This window comes from Pantoea sp. BR_17 (assembly GCF_041955125.1).
Classification (GTDB): Bacteria; Pseudomonadota; Gammaproteobacteria; order Enterobacterales; family Enterobacteriaceae; genus Pantoea; species Pantoea stewartii.
On record NZ_JAVAXT010000001.1, the window covers coordinates 159496 to 178231 of the forward strand.

At 52.1% G+C, this 18736-nt stretch carries 16 protein-coding genes; 8 read left to right on the forward strand and 8 right to left on the reverse strand.

The features are described 5' to 3' along the window. Nucleotides 1-22 precede the first annotated feature (22 nt). The 3 genes from RAC60_RS00705 (at nucleotide 23) to RAC60_RS00715 (ending at nucleotide 1764) form a co-directional block, all read left to right on the forward strand. Nucleotides 23-298 carry a YcgL domain-containing protein gene (locus RAC60_RS00705; RefSeq protein ID WP_006119443.1) on the forward strand — a complete coding sequence of 92 codons (276 nt, stop codon included), beginning with the start codon at nucleotides 23-25 and terminating at the stop codon, nucleotides 296-298. A 296-nt stretch (nucleotides 299-594) separates the two neighbouring features. Then, nucleotides 595-1254 (forward strand): fumarylacetoacetate hydrolase family protein, encoded by a 660-nt coding sequence (locus RAC60_RS00710; protein ID WP_058701812.1) that lies wholly within the window; start codon nucleotides 595-597, stop codon nucleotides 1252-1254. Between the two features lie 63 nt (nucleotides 1255-1317). Beyond that, on the forward strand, nucleotides 1318-1764 hold the full coding sequence (locus tag RAC60_RS00715) for a YcgN family cysteine cluster protein (protein ID WP_033741898.1): 447 nt from the start codon (nucleotides 1318-1320) through the stop codon (nucleotides 1762-1764). Between the two features lie 41 nt (nucleotides 1765-1805). Here the strand turns inward: RAC60_RS00715 and dsbB are convergent, their stop codons facing one another. Then, on the reverse strand, nucleotides 1806-2336 hold the full coding sequence (dsbB, locus tag RAC60_RS00720; protein ID WP_039343052.1) for a disulfide bond formation protein DsbB: 531 nt from the start codon (nucleotides 2334-2336) through the stop codon (nucleotides 1806-1808). 365 nt (nucleotides 2337-2701) lie between these two features. Between dsbB and fadR the strand changes: the two genes are divergently transcribed. Further along, nucleotides 2702-3421 (forward strand): fatty acid metabolism transcriptional regulator FadR, encoded by a 720-nt coding sequence (gene fadR, locus RAC60_RS00725; RefSeq protein ID WP_033741897.1) that lies wholly within the window; start codon nucleotides 2702-2704, stop codon nucleotides 3419-3421. 39 nt (nucleotides 3422-3460) lie between these two features. On the opposite strand, the gene RAC60_RS00730 is transcribed toward fadR, so the two are convergent. After that, nucleotides 3461-4996: a SpoVR family protein gene (locus tag RAC60_RS00730; RefSeq protein WP_033741895.1), complete on the reverse strand. Its 1536-nt coding sequence runs from the start codon at nucleotides 4994-4996 to the stop codon at nucleotides 3461-3463. A 502-nt stretch (nucleotides 4997-5498) separates the two neighbouring features. On the opposite strand from RAC60_RS00730, the gene RAC60_RS00735 reads away from it, so the two are divergent. Both RAC60_RS00735 and dadX read left to right on the forward strand, forming a co-directional pair. Beyond that, nucleotides 5499-6800 carry a D-amino acid dehydrogenase gene (locus tag RAC60_RS00735; RefSeq protein WP_375092442.1) on the forward strand — a complete coding sequence of 434 codons (1302 nt, stop codon included), beginning with the start codon at nucleotides 5499-5501 and terminating at the stop codon, nucleotides 6798-6800. A 19-nt stretch (nucleotides 6801-6819) separates the two neighbouring features. Further along, nucleotides 6820-7890 (forward strand): catabolic alanine racemase DadX, encoded by a 1071-nt coding sequence (gene dadX / locus RAC60_RS00740; RefSeq protein WP_006119432.1) that lies wholly within the window; start codon nucleotides 6820-6822, stop codon nucleotides 7888-7890. Here the strand turns inward: dadX and RAC60_RS00745 are convergent. The 6 genes from RAC60_RS00745 to yeaG all read right to left on the reverse strand — a co-directional run bounded on the left by RAC60_RS00745 (nucleotide 7883) and on the right by yeaG (nucleotide 16634). After that, entirely contained in the window at nucleotides 7883-9076 is a 1194-nt protein-coding gene (locus RAC60_RS00745; RefSeq protein ID WP_033741891.1) for a multidrug effflux MFS transporter, read from the reverse strand. The two genes, dadX and RAC60_RS00745, sit on opposite strands and share 8 nt — an antisense overlap. 121 nt (nucleotides 9077-9197) lie before the next feature. After that, nucleotides 9198-10664 (reverse strand): undecaprenyl-phosphate galactose phosphotransferase WbaP, encoded by a 1467-nt coding sequence (gene wbaP, locus RAC60_RS00750; protein ID WP_033741889.1) that lies wholly within the window; start codon nucleotides 10662-10664, stop codon nucleotides 9198-9200. 379 nt (nucleotides 10665-11043) lie between these two features. Continuing rightward, entirely contained in the window at nucleotides 11044-11277 is a 234-nt protein-coding gene (locus RAC60_RS00755; RefSeq protein ID WP_033741887.1) for a DUF1480 family protein, read from the reverse strand. Nucleotides 11278-11354: 77 nt separating this feature from the next. Next, nucleotides 11355-13082: a potassium/proton antiporter gene (locus RAC60_RS00760; RefSeq protein ID WP_033741886.1), complete on the reverse strand. Its 1728-nt coding sequence runs from the start codon at nucleotides 13080-13082 to the stop codon at nucleotides 11355-11357. A 249-nt stretch (nucleotides 13083-13331) separates the two neighbouring features. After that, nucleotides 13332-14606 (reverse strand): YeaH/YhbH family protein, encoded by a 1275-nt coding sequence (locus RAC60_RS00765; RefSeq protein WP_006119424.1) that lies wholly within the window; start codon nucleotides 14604-14606, stop codon nucleotides 13332-13334. A gap of 93 nt (nucleotides 14607-14699) precedes the next feature. Beyond that, nucleotides 14700-16634: a protein kinase YeaG gene (gene yeaG, locus RAC60_RS00770; RefSeq protein WP_006119423.1), complete on the reverse strand. Its 1935-nt coding sequence runs from the start codon at nucleotides 16632-16634 to the stop codon at nucleotides 14700-14702. 422 nt (nucleotides 16635-17056) lie between these two features. Between yeaG and RAC60_RS00775 the strand changes: the two genes are divergently transcribed. Together RAC60_RS00775 and RAC60_RS00780 are read left to right on the forward strand one after the other, a co-directional pair. After that, a complete protein-coding gene (locus RAC60_RS00775) occupies nucleotides 17057-17806 on the forward strand; it encodes a MipA/OmpV family protein (RefSeq protein WP_375092443.1) in 750 nt (249 codons plus the stop codon). Between the two features lie 73 nt (nucleotides 17807-17879). Next, on the forward strand, nucleotides 17880-18731 hold the full coding sequence (locus RAC60_RS00780; protein ID WP_375092444.1) for an aldo/keto reductase: 852 nt from the start codon (nucleotides 17880-17882) through the stop codon (nucleotides 18729-18731). Nucleotides 18732-18736 lie beyond the last annotated feature (5 nt).

An 18736-nucleotide genomic window follows, 5' to 3' on the forward strand; every position in this document is an offset into this window, starting at 1 on the left:
CGGGTTAATTCGAGTAAAAAATATGTTTTGTGTGATCTACAGAAGTCCCGTCCGTGACCAGACTTATCTTTATGTTGAAAAAAAAGACGATTTTTCGCGCGTGCCTGACGCGCTGTTGAAAGGCTTTGGTAAACCGCAGTTGGCCATGGTGATTAACCTTGCCCAACGCGACAAGCTGGCCAACGCCGACATCAATAAAGTTAAGCAGGGGTTAAGCGAGCAGGGATATTATTTGCAAATTCCTCCGCCGATTGAAAGTTTGTTAAAAACCCATCTTGAGGCGGACAAAAAAGATTAACTCGGATTGTTCCGTTAATATTATTGATGTGCGGCAGTGAACAGCAAATTTATATTTTGCATCCGCGCTGAATATTAATTGTGCAGCGCTGCTGTTTTCCCCTTCCCGGTAACCTGCCGCACCGCGTTTTCCTGTACTGACGCACAAATAGCCTGGCGGGCAGGTTGACAATTCCTGCGCATCTGTCAGGTTAAATCATCGCAATGGCTACGCAGGGGAGCGCTGTGCGGTGCTGCCCTGTATGCTTTTTAATCGTCGAAGACTGACCGTCCGGCATCATGAAACAGGGGATTAGCATGTATCAGCATCGTAACTGGCAAGGCGCTTTGTTAGATTATCCCGTCAGCAAAGTGGTTTGCGTGGGCAGCAACTATGCGAAACACATTAAAGAAATGGGCAGTGCGACGCCGACCGAACCGGTTATCTTTATTAAACCGGCTTCGGCCTTGTGCGATCTGCGGCAGCCTTTATCCATTCCTGATGCCTTTGGTGAAGTGCATCATGAAGTCGAGCTGGCGGTGTTGATCGGCACCACGCTAAAACAGGCCAGCGAAGCGCACGTGGCGAAAGCCATTGCCGGTTATGGTGTGGCGCTGGATTTGACGCTGCGCGATCTGCAGGCGGGCTTAAAAAAAGCCGGACAACCCTGGGAAAAAGCAAAAGCGTTTGATAACGCCTGTCCGCTGTCAGGTTTCATACCGGTCGCGGAGTTTGCGGGCGATCCCCAGAATACCGATCTGAAGCTGGTGGTAAACGGGGAAGTCCGTCAGGATGGCAATACGTCAGATATGATTCACAAAATCCTGCCGCTGATTGCCCATATGAGTCAGTATTTTACGCTACATGCTGGCGACGTCATTTTGACCGGTACGCCAGAAGGGGTGGGCCCAATGCGGTCAGGCGACACGCTGGAAGTCTCCTTTGCCGGTCACGGAATCAGTACGCGCGTGCTGTAAAACTTGCATCAGCGTGCTGATCGCTTTATAAGGTGCGGTTTACGCTAAATCTGGACAATCATCATGACTGAAACCCCTTTCTGGCAACACAAACGCCTGGCACAAATGAGCGATGAGGAATGGGAATCCTTGTGTGATGGTTGTGGTCAGTGTTGTCTGAACAAACTTCAGGACGCGGACACGGATGAAATTTATTTCACCAATGTCGCCTGTAATCAGCTCAACATCAAAACCTGCCAGTGCCGTAACTATGCGCGTCGCTTTGAATATGAAGAAGACTGTATCAAGCTGACGCGCGAAAATCTGACCACCTTTGACTGGTTACCGCGCACCTGTGCCTACCGTTTACTGGGCGAGGGGAAGCCGCTGCCTGCCTGGCATCCGCTGCTGACGGGCTCAAAAAATGCGATGCATGCGCAGCGAATTTCTGTACGTTACATTGCAGTGCGGGAAAGTGAAGTGCGCGACTGGGAAGATCATATTATCGATCGCCCTGACCGGAATGGCTAAGTCCTGACGATAAAGGCTGCCCCTGGCAGCCTTTTAACGGATTAACGACCGAATAAGTCGCGGCGTTTAGGTTTAAACGGCTGAGCAAGCAACACCAGCACACCCACCAGCAGATAAGCCGCGAAGATGCCGATCATCCACTGTGGCATGGCGAGTGATAAGAAGCGCCAGGCCTGTTCCGAACAATCGCCGCTGGCGACAAATACCGATGGCAACCATTTATCCAGCGGCAACCAGGCGGGGAAGCGGGCGGCAAAGTCACAGGTTACAAAGGGATTCGGATGCAGCAGGATCATGGTGTGTTCGTAAGAAAGGCGCAGGCCTTCCCATGCGCTGTATATCCATAACACAATCGCCACCAGTCGAACCGGCGAACGTGGCATCAGGAAGCCAAGGATGCCTGCGCCCATCACGCCAAAAAGCGCGCAACGCACGTAAATACACATGACGCAGGGTTTATAGCCCAGACCATGCTGAAACCATAATGCTGTCAGTTCCAACGCCAGAGCGGAAAGGGCCAATAATAACCAGGCACCGCGACCCCGCGAACATTGGTTTAAATATCGCAACATAGTGCATTCCCTGTAAACGTTAATGCCCCGCAGTGTAAACCAAAAGACGCGGCGCGCCATCCTGTGGTAAGAAAAAATCGTGTGCAAACCTAACCTGGCCCTGATCCAGATTAATTCTTTGTTTGTTTGCGAATGCGGCTGACACCTTCTGCCTCATTCGGCGGATTATTCATCAACGCGCTGCTGCCCGAGGCGGTTTTCAGGGCTTAACCTAAGGCATCCTCGCACGTATGGCGCAGCACGGTAATCTGTCTTATTTTTGTGCTGAACCGCATTTTTAATCGTTGACAAGGCTATATCCGCTATAGGCGCTCTGGTATGATGAGTGCCCATTACGATCCAGAAAGCAATGAGAACACACAGTTATGGTTATTAAGGCGCAGAGTCCAGCCGGATTTGCTGAAGAGTATATTATTGAAAGCATCTGGAACAGCCGTTTTCCACCCGGATCGATCCTTCCTGCCGAACGTGAGCTTTCTGAACTGATTGGCGTAACGCGTACAACGTTACGTGAAGTGTTACAACGCCTGGCGCGAGACGGCTGGTTAACCATTCAGCATGGCAAGCCCACGCGCGTTAACGATTTCTGGGAAACGTCGGGTCTGAACATTCTGGAAACCCTGGCGCGCCTGGACCACGATAGTGTACCGGCTTTGATCGATAACCTGTTGTCGGTGCGCACCAATATTTCTTCTATCTTTATCAGCCGCGCGCTGCGCCACTATCCTGAGAAGGCGCGTGAGGTGCTGCAGGCCGTCGCGCAAACCGACGATCAGGTGGACAGCTATACGGAACTCGATTATCGGGTGTTTCGCGGCCTGGCGTTCGCCTCGGGCAATCCGATTTATGGCCTGATCCTGAATGGGTTGAAAGGACTGTATACGCGCGTTGGGCGGCACTATTTCTCCAATCCGGAAGCCCGTAAAGTCGCCCGCGAGTTTTATCTGACACTGCTCGACCTGTGTGACAAACAGCCCACTCAGGATGAAATCGTGGAGTGTGTCCGGCACTACGGACGCCAGAGTGGAGATATCTGGCATTCGATGCAAAAGAGTATGCCGAACGACTTAGGCGCTAAGCGCTAAAAAAAACCGGACTGCGCGTCCGGTTTTTTTATGCCTGTTTTAGAGGGGAACATTGCGCGGCGGATTGCGATCCAGCAGTTCGACGCTGCCATCTTCATTCTGCTGTTCCAGAATCACATCAAAGCCCCACAGGCGGTGCACGTGCTTAAGCACCTCCCGACGGCTCTTATCGAGTGGTGCACGGCTTTGTGGCACGTAGCGCAGCGTCAGGGAACGATCACCCCGTAAGTCCACATTGTAAACCTGAATATTGGGCTCCAGATTACTCAGGTTGTACTGTGCCGAAAGCTGCTGCCGAATGGCCCGATAGCCGGACTCGTCGTGGATCGCGGCGATTTCCAGATAATTGTTGCGGTCGTCGTCCAGCACAGTGAACAGCCGGAAGTCACGCATGACCTTAGGCGACAGGAACTGACTGATAAAGCTTTCATCTTTAAATTCACGCATCGCGAAATGCAGGGTTTTCAGCCAGTCAGAACCGGCAATATCCGGGAACCAGTAGCGATCCTCTTCCGTCGGCGACTGACAAATACGTTTAATATCCTGGAACATGGCAAAGCCCAGTGCATACGGATTGATACCGCTGTACCACTGGCTGTTGTAGGGCGGTTGATAGATTACGTTGGTATGGCTGTGCAGGAACTCCATCATAAAGCGTTCTGACACTTTGCCTTCATCATAGAGGTGATTCAGGATGGTGTAATGCCAGAAGGTCGCCCAGCCTTCATTCATCACCTGAGTTTGTTTCTGCGGGTAAAAATACTGGCTCACCTTACGCACAATGCGCAGAATTTCACGCTGCCACGGCTCCAGCAGCGGCGCGTTCTTTTCCATAAAGTAGAGCAGGTTTTCCTGCGGTTCAGAAGGGTAGCGCGCCGCTTCAAAATGCGCGGCTTCTTTTTCACGCCGCGGTAAGGTGCGCCATAAGGTATTGACCTGGCTTTGCAGATACTCTTCGCGGCTTTTTTGCCTGGCCTTCTCTTCCTGCAGGGAAATTTTTTGCGGGCGCTTATAGCGGTCCACACCGTAATTCATCAGGGCGTGACATGAATCGAGCAGGCGCTCCACTTCTTCAACGCCATAGCGCTCTTCGCAGTCGGCAATGTAATTTCTGGCAAATAACAGGTAATCCACAATCGAACTGGCATCGGTCCAGCTGCGGAAGAGGTAGTTATTTTTAAAAAAGGAATTATGCCCATAGCAGGCGTGCGCCATAACCAGCGCCTGCATGGTCATGGTGTTCTCTTCCATCAGATAGGCGATGCAGGGGTTAGAGTTAATCACGATCTCATAAGCCAGACCCTGCTGCCCATGCTTGTAACGTTGCTCAGTCTCAATAAATTTTTTGCCAAACGACCAGTGCGAATAGTTGATGGGCATACCGACGCTGGAGTAGGCGTCCATCATCTGCTCGGAGGTAATCACTTCAATTTGGTGCGGGTAGGTATCCAGACCGTAGTGTTTCGCTACGCGGTCGATTTCAGCGAGATAGACATCCAGTAACTCGAATGTCCAGTCGGGCCCGTCGCTGAGTCGTTTGCTGTCCATGATGGAATCGTCAAAGATTGTTGTCATAGCGCACCTCTGTTTTGGCGAACGGACTCACCCTGACGCGTTGTCCGTTACGATTTATTTAAGGCTCTTCCTGAGAAAGGAACCCAAAAAAACTGAGTGAACAGATCAATGATAGTTCACTGTCGCTTATCCGATCCGGGAACTCAAACGAATTCTTTGGCAGAAAAATCATTTCAGGTTTACCGTGCTGGGATTAAATAGCTCTACACACTGAATATCTGTCACTTTTCAGCATTAAATGCTGACTTTTTTCAGAGGGGGAGATTATGAAGGATTCTCCTGTGAAAGGCATAATTAACCAGAACTGGTGTCATTTATGCCTGATTTTTTAATAAAGGACGCATAATTCTCTGAATTTGAGGGCGTGAAATGATTTTAGTTACCTGTAGGCGCAAAAAGAGGTGAAATGGATGGATTGTGTAAAGGATGTTTCCACTTTGTGATCACTCTGAATGTTAACCGGTGAATAGTGGATTATGCTTTTTATTTTCGCGGGGGACTTATGCACTTAGTTATTCTTGGTAGTGGCGTTGTGGGCGTAACCAGCGCGTGGTATCTGGCGCGCGCCGGCCATCAGGTCACCGTGATCGATCGTCAGCCTCAACCCGCCATGGAAACCAGCGCGGCAAATGCCGGGCAGATCTCGCCAGGCTATGCGGCGCCCTGGGCTGCACCCGGTGTGCCGCTTAAGGCGATGAAATGGATGTTTCAGCGTCATGCGCCTCTGGCCATCCGGCTGGATGGCAGCCGCTTTCAGCTTGAGTGGATGTGGCATATGCTGCGTAACTGTGACATGCAGCACTACCAGCAGAATAAAAGTCGCATGGTCCGGCTTGCTGAATACAGCCGCGATTGCCTGAAGGCCCTCCGCGCCGAAACGGGCATTGCCTATGAAGGCCGACAGGGCGGCACGCTCCAGCTATTCCGTACGCAACAGCAATTCGAGAGCGCAAGCAAAGACATTGCCGTTCTGCGCGAGGCCGGCGTGCCCTATGAATTACTGGAGTCGCATCAGCTGGCCAGCGTTGAGCCTGCCCTTGCGGCGACGCAGCATAAACTTACCGGCGGTCTGCGTTTACCAAATGATGAAACCGGCGACTGCCAGCTTTTTACCCAGCGTCTGGCCAAAATGGCCGAGGAAGCCGGTGTGGTCTTCCGCTTCAATACACCCATCGATCAGCTGCTGCGCGACGGTAACCGGATTTACGGTGTGAAGTGCGGCGATGAGGTGATTAAAGCCGACAGCTACGTCGTTGCGCTGGGCTCCTGGTCCACCGCGTTGATGAAAAATATTGTGGATATCCCGGTCTACCCTCTGAAAGGCTATTCCTTAACGATTCCGGTGACGAATGCCGATGCGGCACCCGTCTCCACCATCCTGGACGAAACCTACAAAGTGGCCGTCACACGTTTTGATAACCGTATTCGAGTCGGCGGTATGGCAGAAATTGTGGGTTTTAACACCAAACTGTCTGAAGCGCGTCGCGAAACGCTGGAGATGGTGGTTACAGATCTTTATCCTGAAGGGGGTGATGTCAGCCAGGCCAGTTTCTGGACAGGCCTGCGTCCTATGACGCCAGACGGTACGCCGGTTGTCGGGGCGACGCCGCTGTCCAATCTTTATCTGAATACCGGACACGGCACACTGGGCTGGACAATGGCCTGTGGCTCCGGTCAGTTACTGGCTGACGTCATTTCCGGCACGTCGCCTGCGATTGCATCGGACGATCTCACGGTCTTCCGTTATTTGCCTGGTTTTGCGGCCAGCCGATCACCGCTTCGTAACGTTAACGCTACACGTTAAGCCTTCAGGGAGAGGAAGTATGTCACGTCCAATTGTCGCAACCATCAATCAACAGGCGTTGCGACATAACCTGGCCATTGTGCGTCGTGCGGCCCCCGCATCACGTGTCTGGTCTGTGGTGAAAGCCAATGCCTACGGCCATGGCATTGCCCGCGTGTGGGAAAGTCTGTCCAGCACCGATGGCTTCGCGTTACTGAATATGGAAGAAGCCATTCTGCTGCGGGAGCAGGGGTGGAAGAAACCCATCCTGCTGCTTGAAGGCTTTTTTCACCCTGACGATCTGACCTTAATCGATCGTTACCGTCTGACGACCAGCGTGCACAGCAACTGGCAGATTCATGCCCTGGCCAATGCGACGCTCTCGGCGCCTGTCGATATTTACCTGAAGATAAACAGCGGTATGAACCGACTGGGCTTTCGCCCTGAACAGGTAAATGGCATCTGGCATAAACTGCGTGCGCTGGAAAACGTCGGGGATATTACGTTGATGGCGCATTTCGCTGATGCCGAGAATCCCGACGGCATTGTGGCACCGCTACAGCGAATCGCCGACGCCACCGAAGGGCTGGACAGCCCGGTCTCGCTGTCCAATTCGGCCTGTACGTTGTGGCATCCTGAGGCGCACCGGGACTGGGTGCGACCGGGGATCATTTTGTATGGTGCGTCACCCAGTGGTGACTGGCAGGACGTGGCCAGCAGTGGACTTCAGCCGGTGATGACCCTGTCCAGTGAAATCATTGGTGTGCAGCAGCTTCAGGCCGGAGATGGCGTGGGTTATGGCTATCGCTACCGGGCATCCCAGCCGCAGCGAATAGGTGTTGTCGCCTGTGGCTATGCCGACGGTTATCCTCGCCATGCGCCCAACGGGACGCCGGTTTTTGTTGATGGCGTGCTGACGCAGGTCGTGGGTGCGGTGTCGATGGATATGATTACCGTTGATTTAACACCCTGCCCACAGGCGGGCATTGGTTCACCTGTCGAGCTGTGGGGAAACAATGTCAAAATCGATCAGGTAGCAAAAGCGGCCGGAACGGTAGGTTATGAGCTGATGTGTGCCCTGGCTCCACGCGTTCCGGTAAACGTTATTTAATCGCTGTAATCCGGCTGTGCATGTTTTTACTGCAGCGCCAGGCGAGGAACGCCAGCGCTGCACCCAGCAGCATCATCAACGCCAGCGACATTTTCTCTGCCAGTGGCAGGGCGACAATAAGCAAACTCCCCGCTGCACCGCCTGCCATCTGAATAAAACCCTGTAACGCCGATGCGACACCAGCCTGCTGTTGGTAAGGTTCCAGCGCATAGCTGGTGGCCGGGCCGACGGTGAAGGCCAGTCCGGCTACGGCTACGGCGACAGGGAACATATACAGCGCCCAGTGTGACTGCAGGCTGTCAGGCAGCAGTGTCATACCGGCCAGCAGCAGGCCAGCACCCAGTAGCATGGTCAGGCAACCCATCGCCAGGCAAAATGGCCTGCCCGCCTTACGAATCGCCTTGTTTACCACCACGCTCACCAGCATGATCCAAAAGCCATTCGCGCCAAAGGCAAAAGAGAATGCCAGAGGCGACAGGCCGCCCTCGGTCATCAGAATGTGGGGGGCCAGCGAAACATACGTCAGCACCATGCCCAGTGCGCCCGCATTCGCGAAGGCAAAGGCCAGAAAGCGCGGCTGACGTAAAATGGCGGCATACTGATTAACGGGAAGCCCTTTTACACGCAGCGTATCGGCCGGACGGGTTTCCGGCAGCCAGATAATGACCATCAGCATCACGACGGCGGCATAAGTACACAGGAACCAGAAGGGCGCGCGCCAGTCAAAGGCGCTGGCCAGCAGTCCACCCAGCAACGGTGCCAGTGCGGGCACGATATTCAGTGCGCCATTCAGAAAGCCATAAGCCCGGGCGGCATCATCACCACTTAACCGGTCGCGTACGCCGCTGAACGCAACGACGGCACTACAACATACTGCACAGCCCTGTACGACGCGGGCCAGCAGGAACAGCGGGAAGGAGGTGGCGGTGGCCGCAATGGCGCTGCCCGCTATGTAGAGCGTCAGGCCCAGCAGCGCAATAGGTTTACGCCCATAGTTATCGACCAGCGGGCCGCTCACCAGCTGACCCAGTCCCATTATCAGCAGGAAAAGGGGGATCGTTGTTTGTATCAGCGTCACCGGTGTTGACAGACCTTCTGCGATCTGCGGCAGCGTGGGTAAATAGAGATCGATGCCTAAAGGCGCCAGGAGCACCAGGCTTAACAGCAACAGGGTATATTTTTGCATAGCAACCAGAGGGTAAACGTACGATAAAGCGAGGGAAGAGGGTAATGATTAATAAAGCAAAAGGAAAGCGAATTACCAGCGAAATGGCGATGCCTGTCTGAAACAGGCATCGCAGGCTAAATCAGTACGCGCCGTCGCGGCGTAATACCACACCGGCTGTTTTAAACAGGATGGCAATATCCGTCCACAGCGCCCAGTTTTTGACATACCAGGAATCAAAGTAGACACGGGTATCGTAGTCAATGTCGTTACGTCCGCTCACCTGCCACAGGCCGGTCATCCCGGGCTTCGCCATCAGATAGTAATCCACGTCGCCGGCATAACGTTCCAGTTCCGCTTCGATAACCGGACGTGGGCCGACCAGGCTCATTTCACCCCGAATCACGTTCCAGAGCTGAGGTAACTCATCCAGGCTGGTTTTGCGCAGGAAGCCCCCGATGCGGGTAATGCGCGGATCATTTTTCAGCTTGAAGTCTTTGTCCCATTCGCGACGCGCTTCTTCGCTGGTCGCCAGCAGGTTTTCCAGCACCTCTTTGGAATTGGTGACCATCGAACGGAACTTCAGACATTTAAATTTCTTGCCATCCTGACCCACGCGCTCGTGACCATAAATGGCATTACCGCCATCACGCTTCACCATATAGCAAAGTAAGGCAAAAACCGGTGCCAGGAAGAGCAGCAGCAGCGAAGCTACCACAATATCAAATCCCCGTTTCAGGAAGCGTGACGAATGCTTCGCCAGGTTATTGCTGACGCGCAGAATCATCACTTCATGGCTGAAGATAAAGGACATGTCTGTGCCGTAAAGCGGTACACCGCGTAATGTTGGGATAACCGACACGGAACGGCAGTTCATTTTAGACAAGAATTTCAGCCAGCGGTCGCGCTCAGGCTGCTGTTCGTATTCCATTGCCACAATGAACTGCACATTGTCACGGTCGATGGTCTGCCAGTTAATATCGTTGGCGGAGATAACAGGCACACCATTAACGCTCTGCTGCAGCGGTGCGTCTTCAACGGAAATAAACGCCTGAACGTTATACCCGAGAATCTCCTCGCTTTGTAATGCGGCGTAAGCTTCGGTAGCGTTACGGCCCGAGCCAATGATAATGGTTTCTTTTTGCCATTGTCCGGCCCGGTTAATCGCGCTTTTCACGCCTGCACGCATTAACGGCAGCAACAGCAGGGCATAGCTCCAGCTGAACACCCAGACCATGCGGGAGAAGTCCCATTTGGAGAAGGCGATTAACGCCAGATCCAGCAGAGAGAACACGACGAGGGTTTTAACAATCTCTTTCAGTTCAAACCAAAAAGGTTTGCGGTAGGTATAGTGACGCAGGCGCATCCAGAACCAACCGGTGCAAAGCACCGACATAATAAACTGCGCAATAAAACGGTTCTCAATTTGATGGGGTGGAATAAAGGCATCAAGGTCGCCCCAAATTCCCTGCACGGTTGCGGCAGAGAGAAACAGCGCTAAATTCAGCGCAATGAGATCTGAAAAACTTAACGCAAGCTTTACAAGAATATTTTTACGAAGACCGCTCCACGAGCGAGTCGCATTGTTCATTACAATTGTACTTGCCATAAAACCTGCTCTCTTTAATGAAGTAAAAGATGGCCTGACCAGAATCAAGTACGCGTTCAGGGGTTAACGACTGAAAACCCGAAACCGGGACGTTTTCAGTTTGTTACAGTCATTAGAGCCATTGACGCTGCAAAAAACAGATTCTCTAAACGTGAGACAAGTCACGTAAAAATGCAGCACTGGAGAAGAGTATGCAGGAGATGTTTGACAGAGTTAATACGGAATAATTCTTAAAAAGTCAGGGGATAATCGCGCGGGTTTTATTTAAGTTATTGATATGCAGAATATTGTATCAGGGATAAGCGTGATGCACGGAGATATTCAGGTCCATTTTTAGGAATTACCGCCAAACGGGCTGACTGGCGGTAATCCTCCGGGCTTACGCGGGTTTTTTTAATACCCAGCGGTCTTGTTGTTTATCGTAATGACCGATCGCTAATATCACTTCTTTACCGTCGATCCAGGCCGGTACGCTGGTTTCCTGATCCCAGCCGTCAAGCTGATAACTCAGGCCGGGATTGGTGTGGCAGGGAATACTCACCGTCACCGGGTCTTCGCTGCTGAATTCCGCATCAACAATTTCATAGCGACCAATTTTAACCACGTGACTCATGGATAACTCCCGTTTTAACTGAATGTTATAAAAGCGTAGTGCAATTCAGCTAATTAAACCGCGCTATTTAAATAAGATTATTCTTTGTCTTCATTGGGGCGTACGCCAATTTTAACAATATGATTATCTTCTTTCTCCGCCACCGTCCATGTCAGTTGATTCCATTCTATCTGGTCACCGACCACAGGTGCCCCGCCTAACATACTCATCATCAACTGACCCAGCGACTGTTGCGCGTTCGTATCTTCGTCGAGTTCAAGGCCATAAATCTGCGCGACATCATGAAGTCGGGCGTCGGCATCCAGAATAAAGTCGCCGAAGAAACGTTGATCCAGCGAGACAGGCGGCGACTGACTGAACATTTTACCCAGCGCAGGCAGATCGCGCTCACGGCCAATCACACAAATCACGTCATTCTCTTTTAAACGCGTTGCGCCGTTGGGGTGCATTAACACGTTGTCCCGAAACAGTGCGGCGATACGGGTTTCGCGTGGCATCTGTAAATCCCGCAGCGCCGCGCCCACGCACCATTTGTCGGCGCTGAGCTGATAGACGAACTGCTCCCACGGATTCTCCGGATGAATATCCAGCCCGATACGGCTAATCGGAGAGGCGGTAGGCGGAACCACTACTTTGGCTTTCTTCGCCGCAAAGCCCAGCGAGGTGCCCTGTAGCATCAGGGAAACCAGCACCACGAAAAACGCAATATTAAAATAGAGCGAGGCATTCTCCAGACCGGCCATCATCGGGAAGACGGCCAGGATAATCGGCACTGCTCCCCGCAGACCGACCCAGCTGATAAAGATACGCTCCCGCGCCGTGAATCCACGAAACGGTAACAGACCGATAAACACCGACAGCGGACGTGCCACCAGAATTAACCACAGGGACAGAATCATCGCCGGAACAGCGATATGCCAGAGGTCGGAAGGCGTGACTAACAATCCCAGTACGATAAACATGCCGATCTGGCTGAGCCAGGCCATACCGTCAAAGGTCTGCAAAATGCCGAAACGGTTGCGGATAGGGCTGTTACCCAGTAAGAAGCCGCACAGATAGACGGCGAGGATGCCGCTGCCTTCCAGCACGGTGGTCAGCGCAAAGACCAGAATGCCGCCGCTCAGTGCCAGTAAGGGATACAGGCCGGGAGCCAGATTCATGCGGTTAATCAGTTGCTGCAGGGCCCAGCCACCGCCCAGACCGAGGACAATCCCCAGACCGAACTGCTGAATCAGATGCACCACGAACATCCAGTCCAGACCGGTTCGTCCCTGCTCAATCATTTCGATCAGCGTAATGGTCAGAAACACCGCCATCGGGTCGTTGCTGCCGGACTCAATTTCCAGCGTGGCACTGACACGTTCATTCAGACCTTTGTCACCGAGCAGGGAAAATACCGCAGCCGCGTCGGTGGAGCCGATAATCGCACCAATCAGGAAGCCCTGCATCATATCGAGCCTGAACAGCCAGGCCGCGACCATGCCAGTCAGGCCTGCCGTAATGATCACGCCTACGGTTGCCAGTGATAAGGCCGGTCCGAGCGCCACCTTAAAGGAGCTGGCTTTGGTGCGCATGCCGCCGTCCAGCAGGATGATTGCCAGGGCAAGGTTAGAGATCAGGTAGGCCGCCGGATAGTTATCAAATGCGATGCCGCCAATACCGTCAATGCCGGCCAGCATGCCCAGCGCCAGAAAAATCACCAGGATAGGAATGCCCAATCGGGACGAAAAGGAACTGAGCAAGATACTCGACGCAACCAACACGGATCCAATAATGAAAAGACTATAAACAATAGTGTGGTTCAAACGCGGTCTCCTGAGATACGGCAGACAATGTTAACTAAGGTGTAGAAACAACCATGCTATGTCTGCAAGATAATGTTTTATCAATGAGTTGTCATTGTCATTTTGCAATTTATCTTAATTGCTAATGCACTGGATAATCCCAGTTAACAAGGCTAATAGGGGAGTTAGATAGCTTGCAGCAGGCAAGACCGCATTTTAAGAGGTTATAAATACAATAAAAAAAAGCCGACTGGGCGTCGGCTTAGTGTCTCAGGCTTCCATTGCCTGTTTGTGAAACAGCTCACGAAACACAGGATAAATATCTTCGGGCTCCCGGATGTGCTGGATCGCAAAGTTGTCGAACATTGACTGCAGATGTTCGTATTCGCGCCATAAGGTCTGATGCGCGCGACGTGTTATCTCGATGTAGGTGTAGTAACGCACCACCGGCAACAGGTTTTTTGCCAGAATCTCGTGGCAGAGCGGTGAATCATCTGCCCAGTTGTCGCCATCCGACGCCTGCGCGGCGTAGATATTCCATTGCGCCGGATCGTAGCGCTCCTTCACAACCTCATCCATCAGTTTCAGTGCGCTGGAGACGATGGTGCCGCCGGTTTCCTGCGAATAGAAAAACTCCTGCTCATCGACCTCTTTGGCCTGAGTATGATGGCGTATGTAGACCACCTCGACGTTTTTATAAGTCCGGCTGAGGAACAGATAGAGCAAAATATAAAAGCGTTTTGCCATATCTTTCGTCGCCTGATCCATCGAGCCGGAGACATCCATCAGGCAAAACATGACCGCCTGACTGGAAGGCTCGGGCCGCTTCTCGAAGTTTTTATAGCGCAGGTCAAAGGTGTCAATAAAGGGCACTCTGTCAATGCGCGCGCGCAGTTCGGCAATCTCCTTGCGCAGGCGTTCCTCTTCGAGTAACTGAGCGGGCTCTGACTTTTCTACTTCGCTGAGGGCATCCTCAAGCTCATGGAGCTGGCGGCGCTTACCTGCCGTCATCGCAGTACGTCGGGCCAGGGAATTTTGTAAAGAACGGACCACGCTGATGTTGGCGGGAACGCCATTCGAGGTAAATCCGGCACGGTGCGTTTTGTACTCATTCAACTGGCGGTGCTGATTTTTCCGCAGATTGGGCAGCGCCAGATCCTCAAACAGCAGATCCAGATATTCATCTTTGGAAATTTGAAAAACAAATTCATCCTCACCTTCACCATCCTGACTGGCATTTCCCTGACCTGAACCGCTACCGCCCCCGCCTTGTGGGCGTTCAACACGGTCATTTTGCACGAAGTGATCATTGCCTGGATGAACGCGATGGCGTTGTCCACCCCGCCCCTGATGAAAAATGGGTTCATTGATATCATCTACGGGAATAGAGACGGATTCGCCACTGCTGACGTCGGTTACCGAGCGTTTGTTAATGGCCTCGGAAATCGACTGCTTAATCTGCGACTTGTAACGACGTAAGAAGCGCTGGCGATTAACCGCACTCTTGTTTTTACCGTTCAGTCGGCGATCGATAAAATAGGCCATGATGTTCCCCCAAACTACATTGCAAGCAGGCCGGGCTGGCCCGACCTTAATATGACCGGTGCTGTCCCGCACCGGTTTGCTTACAGACTTTGATCAGGACGATTTACGCACGCGCAGATACCATTCACACAGCAGGCGAACCTGTTTGCGGGTATAGCCTTTTTCCATCATGCGATCGACAAAATCGTCGTGTTTCTTCTGCTCATCCGTAGAGGTTTTGGTGTTGAACGAGATAACCGGCAACAGCTCTTCGGTATTGGAGAACATCTTTTTCTCAATGACCGTACGGAGTTTTTCATAGCTGGTCCAGTTGGGATTTCTGCCATTATTATGCGCTCTTGCACGCAGCACAAAATTGACAATTTCATTACGGAAATCTTTAGGGTTACTAATCCCGGCAGGCTTCTCAATTTTCTCCAGCTCGGCATTCAGCGATTCACGGTCAAATAATTGTCCGGTATCCGGATCGCGATACTCCTGATCCTGAATCCAGAAATCCGCATAGGTTACATAACGGTCGAAAATATTCTGACCATATTCGGAATAGGATTCCAGATAAGCCGTTTGAATCTCTTTGCCAATAAACTCCGCATATTTAGGAATTAAATAGCCTTTAAGATGCTCAAGGTATTTTTCCGCCTGATCCTGTGGGAACTGCTCACGTTCAATCTGCTGTTCCAGCACATAGAAAAGGTGCACCGGGTTGGCGGCAACTTCAGCATGGTCGAAGTTAAATACGCGTGACAGGATTTTAAAGGCGAAACGCGTTGACAGGCCATTCATGCCTTCGTCCACGCCCGCATAATCGTGGTACTCCTGCCAGGATTTCGCTTTCGGGTCGGTATCCTTCAGGCTTTCACCATCGTACACGCGCATTTTGGAGTAGATGCTCGAGTTATCGGGATCTTTCAGACGCGACAGGATAGAGAAGCGCGCCAGCGTCTCAAGCGTGCCAGGTGCACAAGGCGCAGTGGACAGCTCACTGTGATTCAGCAGCTTTTCATAAATCTTAATTTCCTCAGACACGCGCAGGCAGTAAGGCACTTTGACGATGTAAACACGGTCGAGGAAAGCCTCGTTGTTTTTATTGTTGCGGAAGGTTACCCATTCGGATTCGTTTGAGTGCGCCAGGATGATGCCGTTAAACGGCAGGGCTGAAATCCCTTCCGTACCGTTGTAGTTTCCTTCCTGCGTGGCAGTAAGCAGGGGGTGCAGAACCTTGATCGGCGCTTTAAACATCTCAACGAATTCCATGATGCCCTGGTTGGCCCGGCACAGTGCGCCAGAGTAACCGTAGGCATCAGGATCGTTTTGCGCGTGGTTTTCAAGTTTGCGAATGTCGACCTTACCGACCAACGCAGAGATATCCTGATTGTTCTCATCGCCCGGCTCTGTCTTGGCGATGGCTAACTGCTCAAGAATCGATGGCCAGACTTTAACGACTTTAAAGCGTGTAATATCCCCGCCAAAGTCATGCAGACGTTTGGCGGCCCAGGGCGACATAATGGTGCCAAGGTAGCGACGCGGTACGCCGTACTCTTTTTCCAGAATGTTAGCGTCTTCCTGCGGGTTGAACAGGCACAGCGGATGGTCGTTGACCGGACTGCGTTCGCCGTCGGCGCTGAGCACGTAGATAGGGACGCGTTGCATCAGGGATTTCAGGCGCTCAGCCAGGGAGGACTTACCGCCACCCACCGGACCCAGTAAATAGAGAATCTGCTTCTTCTCTTCAAGGCCTTGCGCTGCGTGTTTCAAATAGGACACGATCTGCTCAATCGCTTCCTCCATACCGTAAAACTCTTCGAACGCTGGGTAACGTCCCATAACCCGGTTAGAAAAGATTCTGGAAAGGCGTGGCTCCTGGGCAGTGTCGACCATTACTGGCTCACCAATAGCCATTAAGAGTCGCTCTGCTGCGTTGGCGTATGCACTGCGATCCTGTTTACAGATAGTCAGAAATTCCTGCAGTGTGAACTCTTCGTCCTTGGCAGCTTCATAACGCTGACGATAGTGATCGAATATATTCATAGCGATGCCCGTCCTTTCGTTTTTAGCACAGGTAAAGGAGCAATAATCAGTGCTCGTACAGCTCCCGGAAGATATTAATCTGTTTACTACAGCAACCCTTATGCCAACCTGATCGTTCTTATCGGGATGCACAACTTTTATGGTTACTTGGTAAGTACAAAAACTCGGGTATTAAGTTTAACTGTAGAAGGCATTCAGGAAATTTCATCATAGATTTTTGATTAGTGAGCCACATATCAATAACAAAATCATTTTGTTGCGAAACGTTTTTCCTCAGTTAACCCCCGTTCTGTGATGCCTTCAACCCGGTTATGCCACATTCTGCGGCAAACGCGGTAGATGATTTTGATATAAGGTTAATTCAGTCTGTAAAAAGCGTTAGACTCTATGTGTGATTGTTATATTTATGGAATGAATAAATTGTGAACCAATTCAAACTTAACGTGCTTATTGCACTTATCCCTTGTTATTTTCTGGGCCAGTCAGTACAAGCCGCACCCTTATCGCTCGGTGCATCAGTGATTTATGCGCAGTCACCTTATCGTGGTGGACAGGACCGCTATTTGCCTGTTCCCATCATCAATTACGAAGGGGAAAAATTCTGGTTTAACACGCTGCAGGGTGGCTATTACGTGTGGAAAGACCCACAGGATCAGCTCTCTCTGTCGCTGTTGGGTTCGCCGCAGAAATACGACCCGGATGACAACGATCTGGGGGATATGAAGGGGCTGGATAAGCGCCGAATGACGTTGATGGGCGGGGTGACTTACCGGCACACGGATGACTGGGGCATTATACGGACCTCATTGTTAGGCGATGTGCTTAACAACAGCAACGGTATCGTCTGGGATTTGACCTATCTTTACCGTTTCAGCTTTGGCGACTTTACCTTTACGCCGGGAATTGGTGCATTGTGGAACAGCGCGAATCAAAACCGCTACTACTATGGCGTATCGGGTAACGAAAGCGATCGGACCGGAATTCGTCGTTATCATCCGGATGACAGCTGGTCGCCTTATGTGGAAATGAACGCCAGCTACAGCATTACCCCGCAGTGGAATGCCAGTCTTTCAGGGCGTTACACCCGCTTTGCCAGCGAAATCAAAGACAGTCCAATGATTGATAAAAGCGGACAGTTTACGGTCTGGACAGGCGTCAGCTATACCTTCTGATGCGGCGCACCCCGGGAGTGCAGGCTGTGCGCTCTCAGGGTGCATATGCCCCCATTCAGTGCAGGAGAACCCGATGACAAAATATATCGATATTGCAGGTCAGCGTCAGATTCCGGCAATCGGTCTTGGCACCTGGTATATGGGGGAGGATCCCGCCAGCCGGCAACAGGAAATCAGCGCGCTTCAGACAGGGCTGGATGCCGGTTTGCGGCTGGTGGATACCGCTGAAATGTATGCAGAGGGTGGCGCCGAAGAAGTGGTAGGCGATGCCCTGAAGGGACGGCGCGATGAGGCCCTGCTGGTATCGAAAGTTTATCCATGGAATGCCGGGAAACAGAATGCCATCGCCGCCTGCGAGGCCAGCCTGCGTCGTCTGCAAACGGATCGAATTGATTTGTATCTTTTGCACTGGCGCGGCTGTGTGCCACTCGACGAAACCATTAGCGCGATGCAGACCTTGCAGCAGCAGGGCAAAATTCGTGCGTGGGGTGTTTCAAACTTCGACAGCGAGGACATGGACGCCCTGTGGGCCGAAACGGGTGGCGAAAATTGTGCGACCAATCAGGTGCTATATCATCTGGGTTCCCGCGGTATTGAATACGATTTGCTACCGCTCTGTCGCCAGCGCGCGATGCCGGTCATGGCGTATTGCCCCCTGGCACAGGCCGGTCGGTTACGCAGTCAGCTGTTTACCGACCCCGCACTGAACGCAATTGCCCGCCAAAAAGGCATCACCGTGGCACAGCTTCTTCTGGCCTGGGCGATTAGGGATGGCAATGTTCTTGCCATCCCTAAAGCCAGTTCGCGGGTACATGTTCGTGAAAATGCGGCTGCGCTGGACATTACCCTGAGCGAGGAGGACTGTCTCAGACTCGACAGGGTTTTTCCGCCGCCACAACACAAACTGCCGTTGGATGTGGTCTGAACGCG

Coding starts and splice junctions, on each gene's coding strand:
- RAC60_RS00705 (WP_006119443.1), top strand. CDS start 23: ATGTTTTGTGTGATCTACAGAAGTCCCGTCCGTGACCAGACTTATCTT.
- RAC60_RS00710 (WP_058701812.1), top strand. CDS start 595: ATGTATCAGCATCGTAACTGGCAAGGCGCTTTGTTAGATTATCCCGTC.
- RAC60_RS00715 (WP_033741898.1), top strand. CDS start 1,318: ATGACTGAAACCCCTTTCTGGCAACACAAACGCCTGGCACAAATGAGC.
- dsbB (WP_039343052.1), bottom strand. CDS start 2,336: ATGTTGCGATATTTAAACCAATGTTCGCGGGGTCGCGGTGCCTGGTTA.
- fadR (WP_033741897.1), top strand. CDS start 2,702: ATGGTTATTAAGGCGCAGAGTCCAGCCGGATTTGCTGAAGAGTATATT.
- RAC60_RS00730 (WP_033741895.1), bottom strand. CDS start 4,996: ATGACAACAATCTTTGACGATTCCATCATGGACAGCAAACGACTCAGC.
- RAC60_RS00735 (WP_375092442.1), top strand. CDS start 5,499: ATGCACTTAGTTATTCTTGGTAGTGGCGTTGTGGGCGTAACCAGCGCG.
- dadX (WP_006119432.1), top strand. CDS start 6,820: ATGTCACGTCCAATTGTCGCAACCATCAATCAACAGGCGTTGCGACAT.
- RAC60_RS00745 (WP_033741891.1), bottom strand. CDS start 9,076: ATGCAAAAATATACCCTGTTGCTGTTAAGCCTGGTGCTCCTGGCGCCT.
- wbaP (WP_033741889.1), bottom strand. CDS start 10,664: ATGGCAAGTACAATTGTAATGAACAATGCGACTCGCTCGTGGAGCGGT.
- RAC60_RS00755 (WP_033741887.1), bottom strand. CDS start 11,277: ATGAGTCACGTGGTTAAAATTGGTCGCTATGAAATTGTTGATGCGGAA.
- RAC60_RS00765 (WP_006119424.1), bottom strand. CDS start 14,606: ATGGCCTATTTTATCGATCGCCGACTGAACGGTAAAAACAAGAGTGCG.
- yeaG (WP_006119423.1), bottom strand. CDS start 16,634: ATGAATATATTCGATCACTATCGTCAGCGTTATGAAGCTGCCAAGGAC.
- RAC60_RS00780 (WP_375092444.1), top strand. CDS start 17,880: ATGACAAAATATATCGATATTGCAGGTCAGCGTCAGATTCCGGCAATC.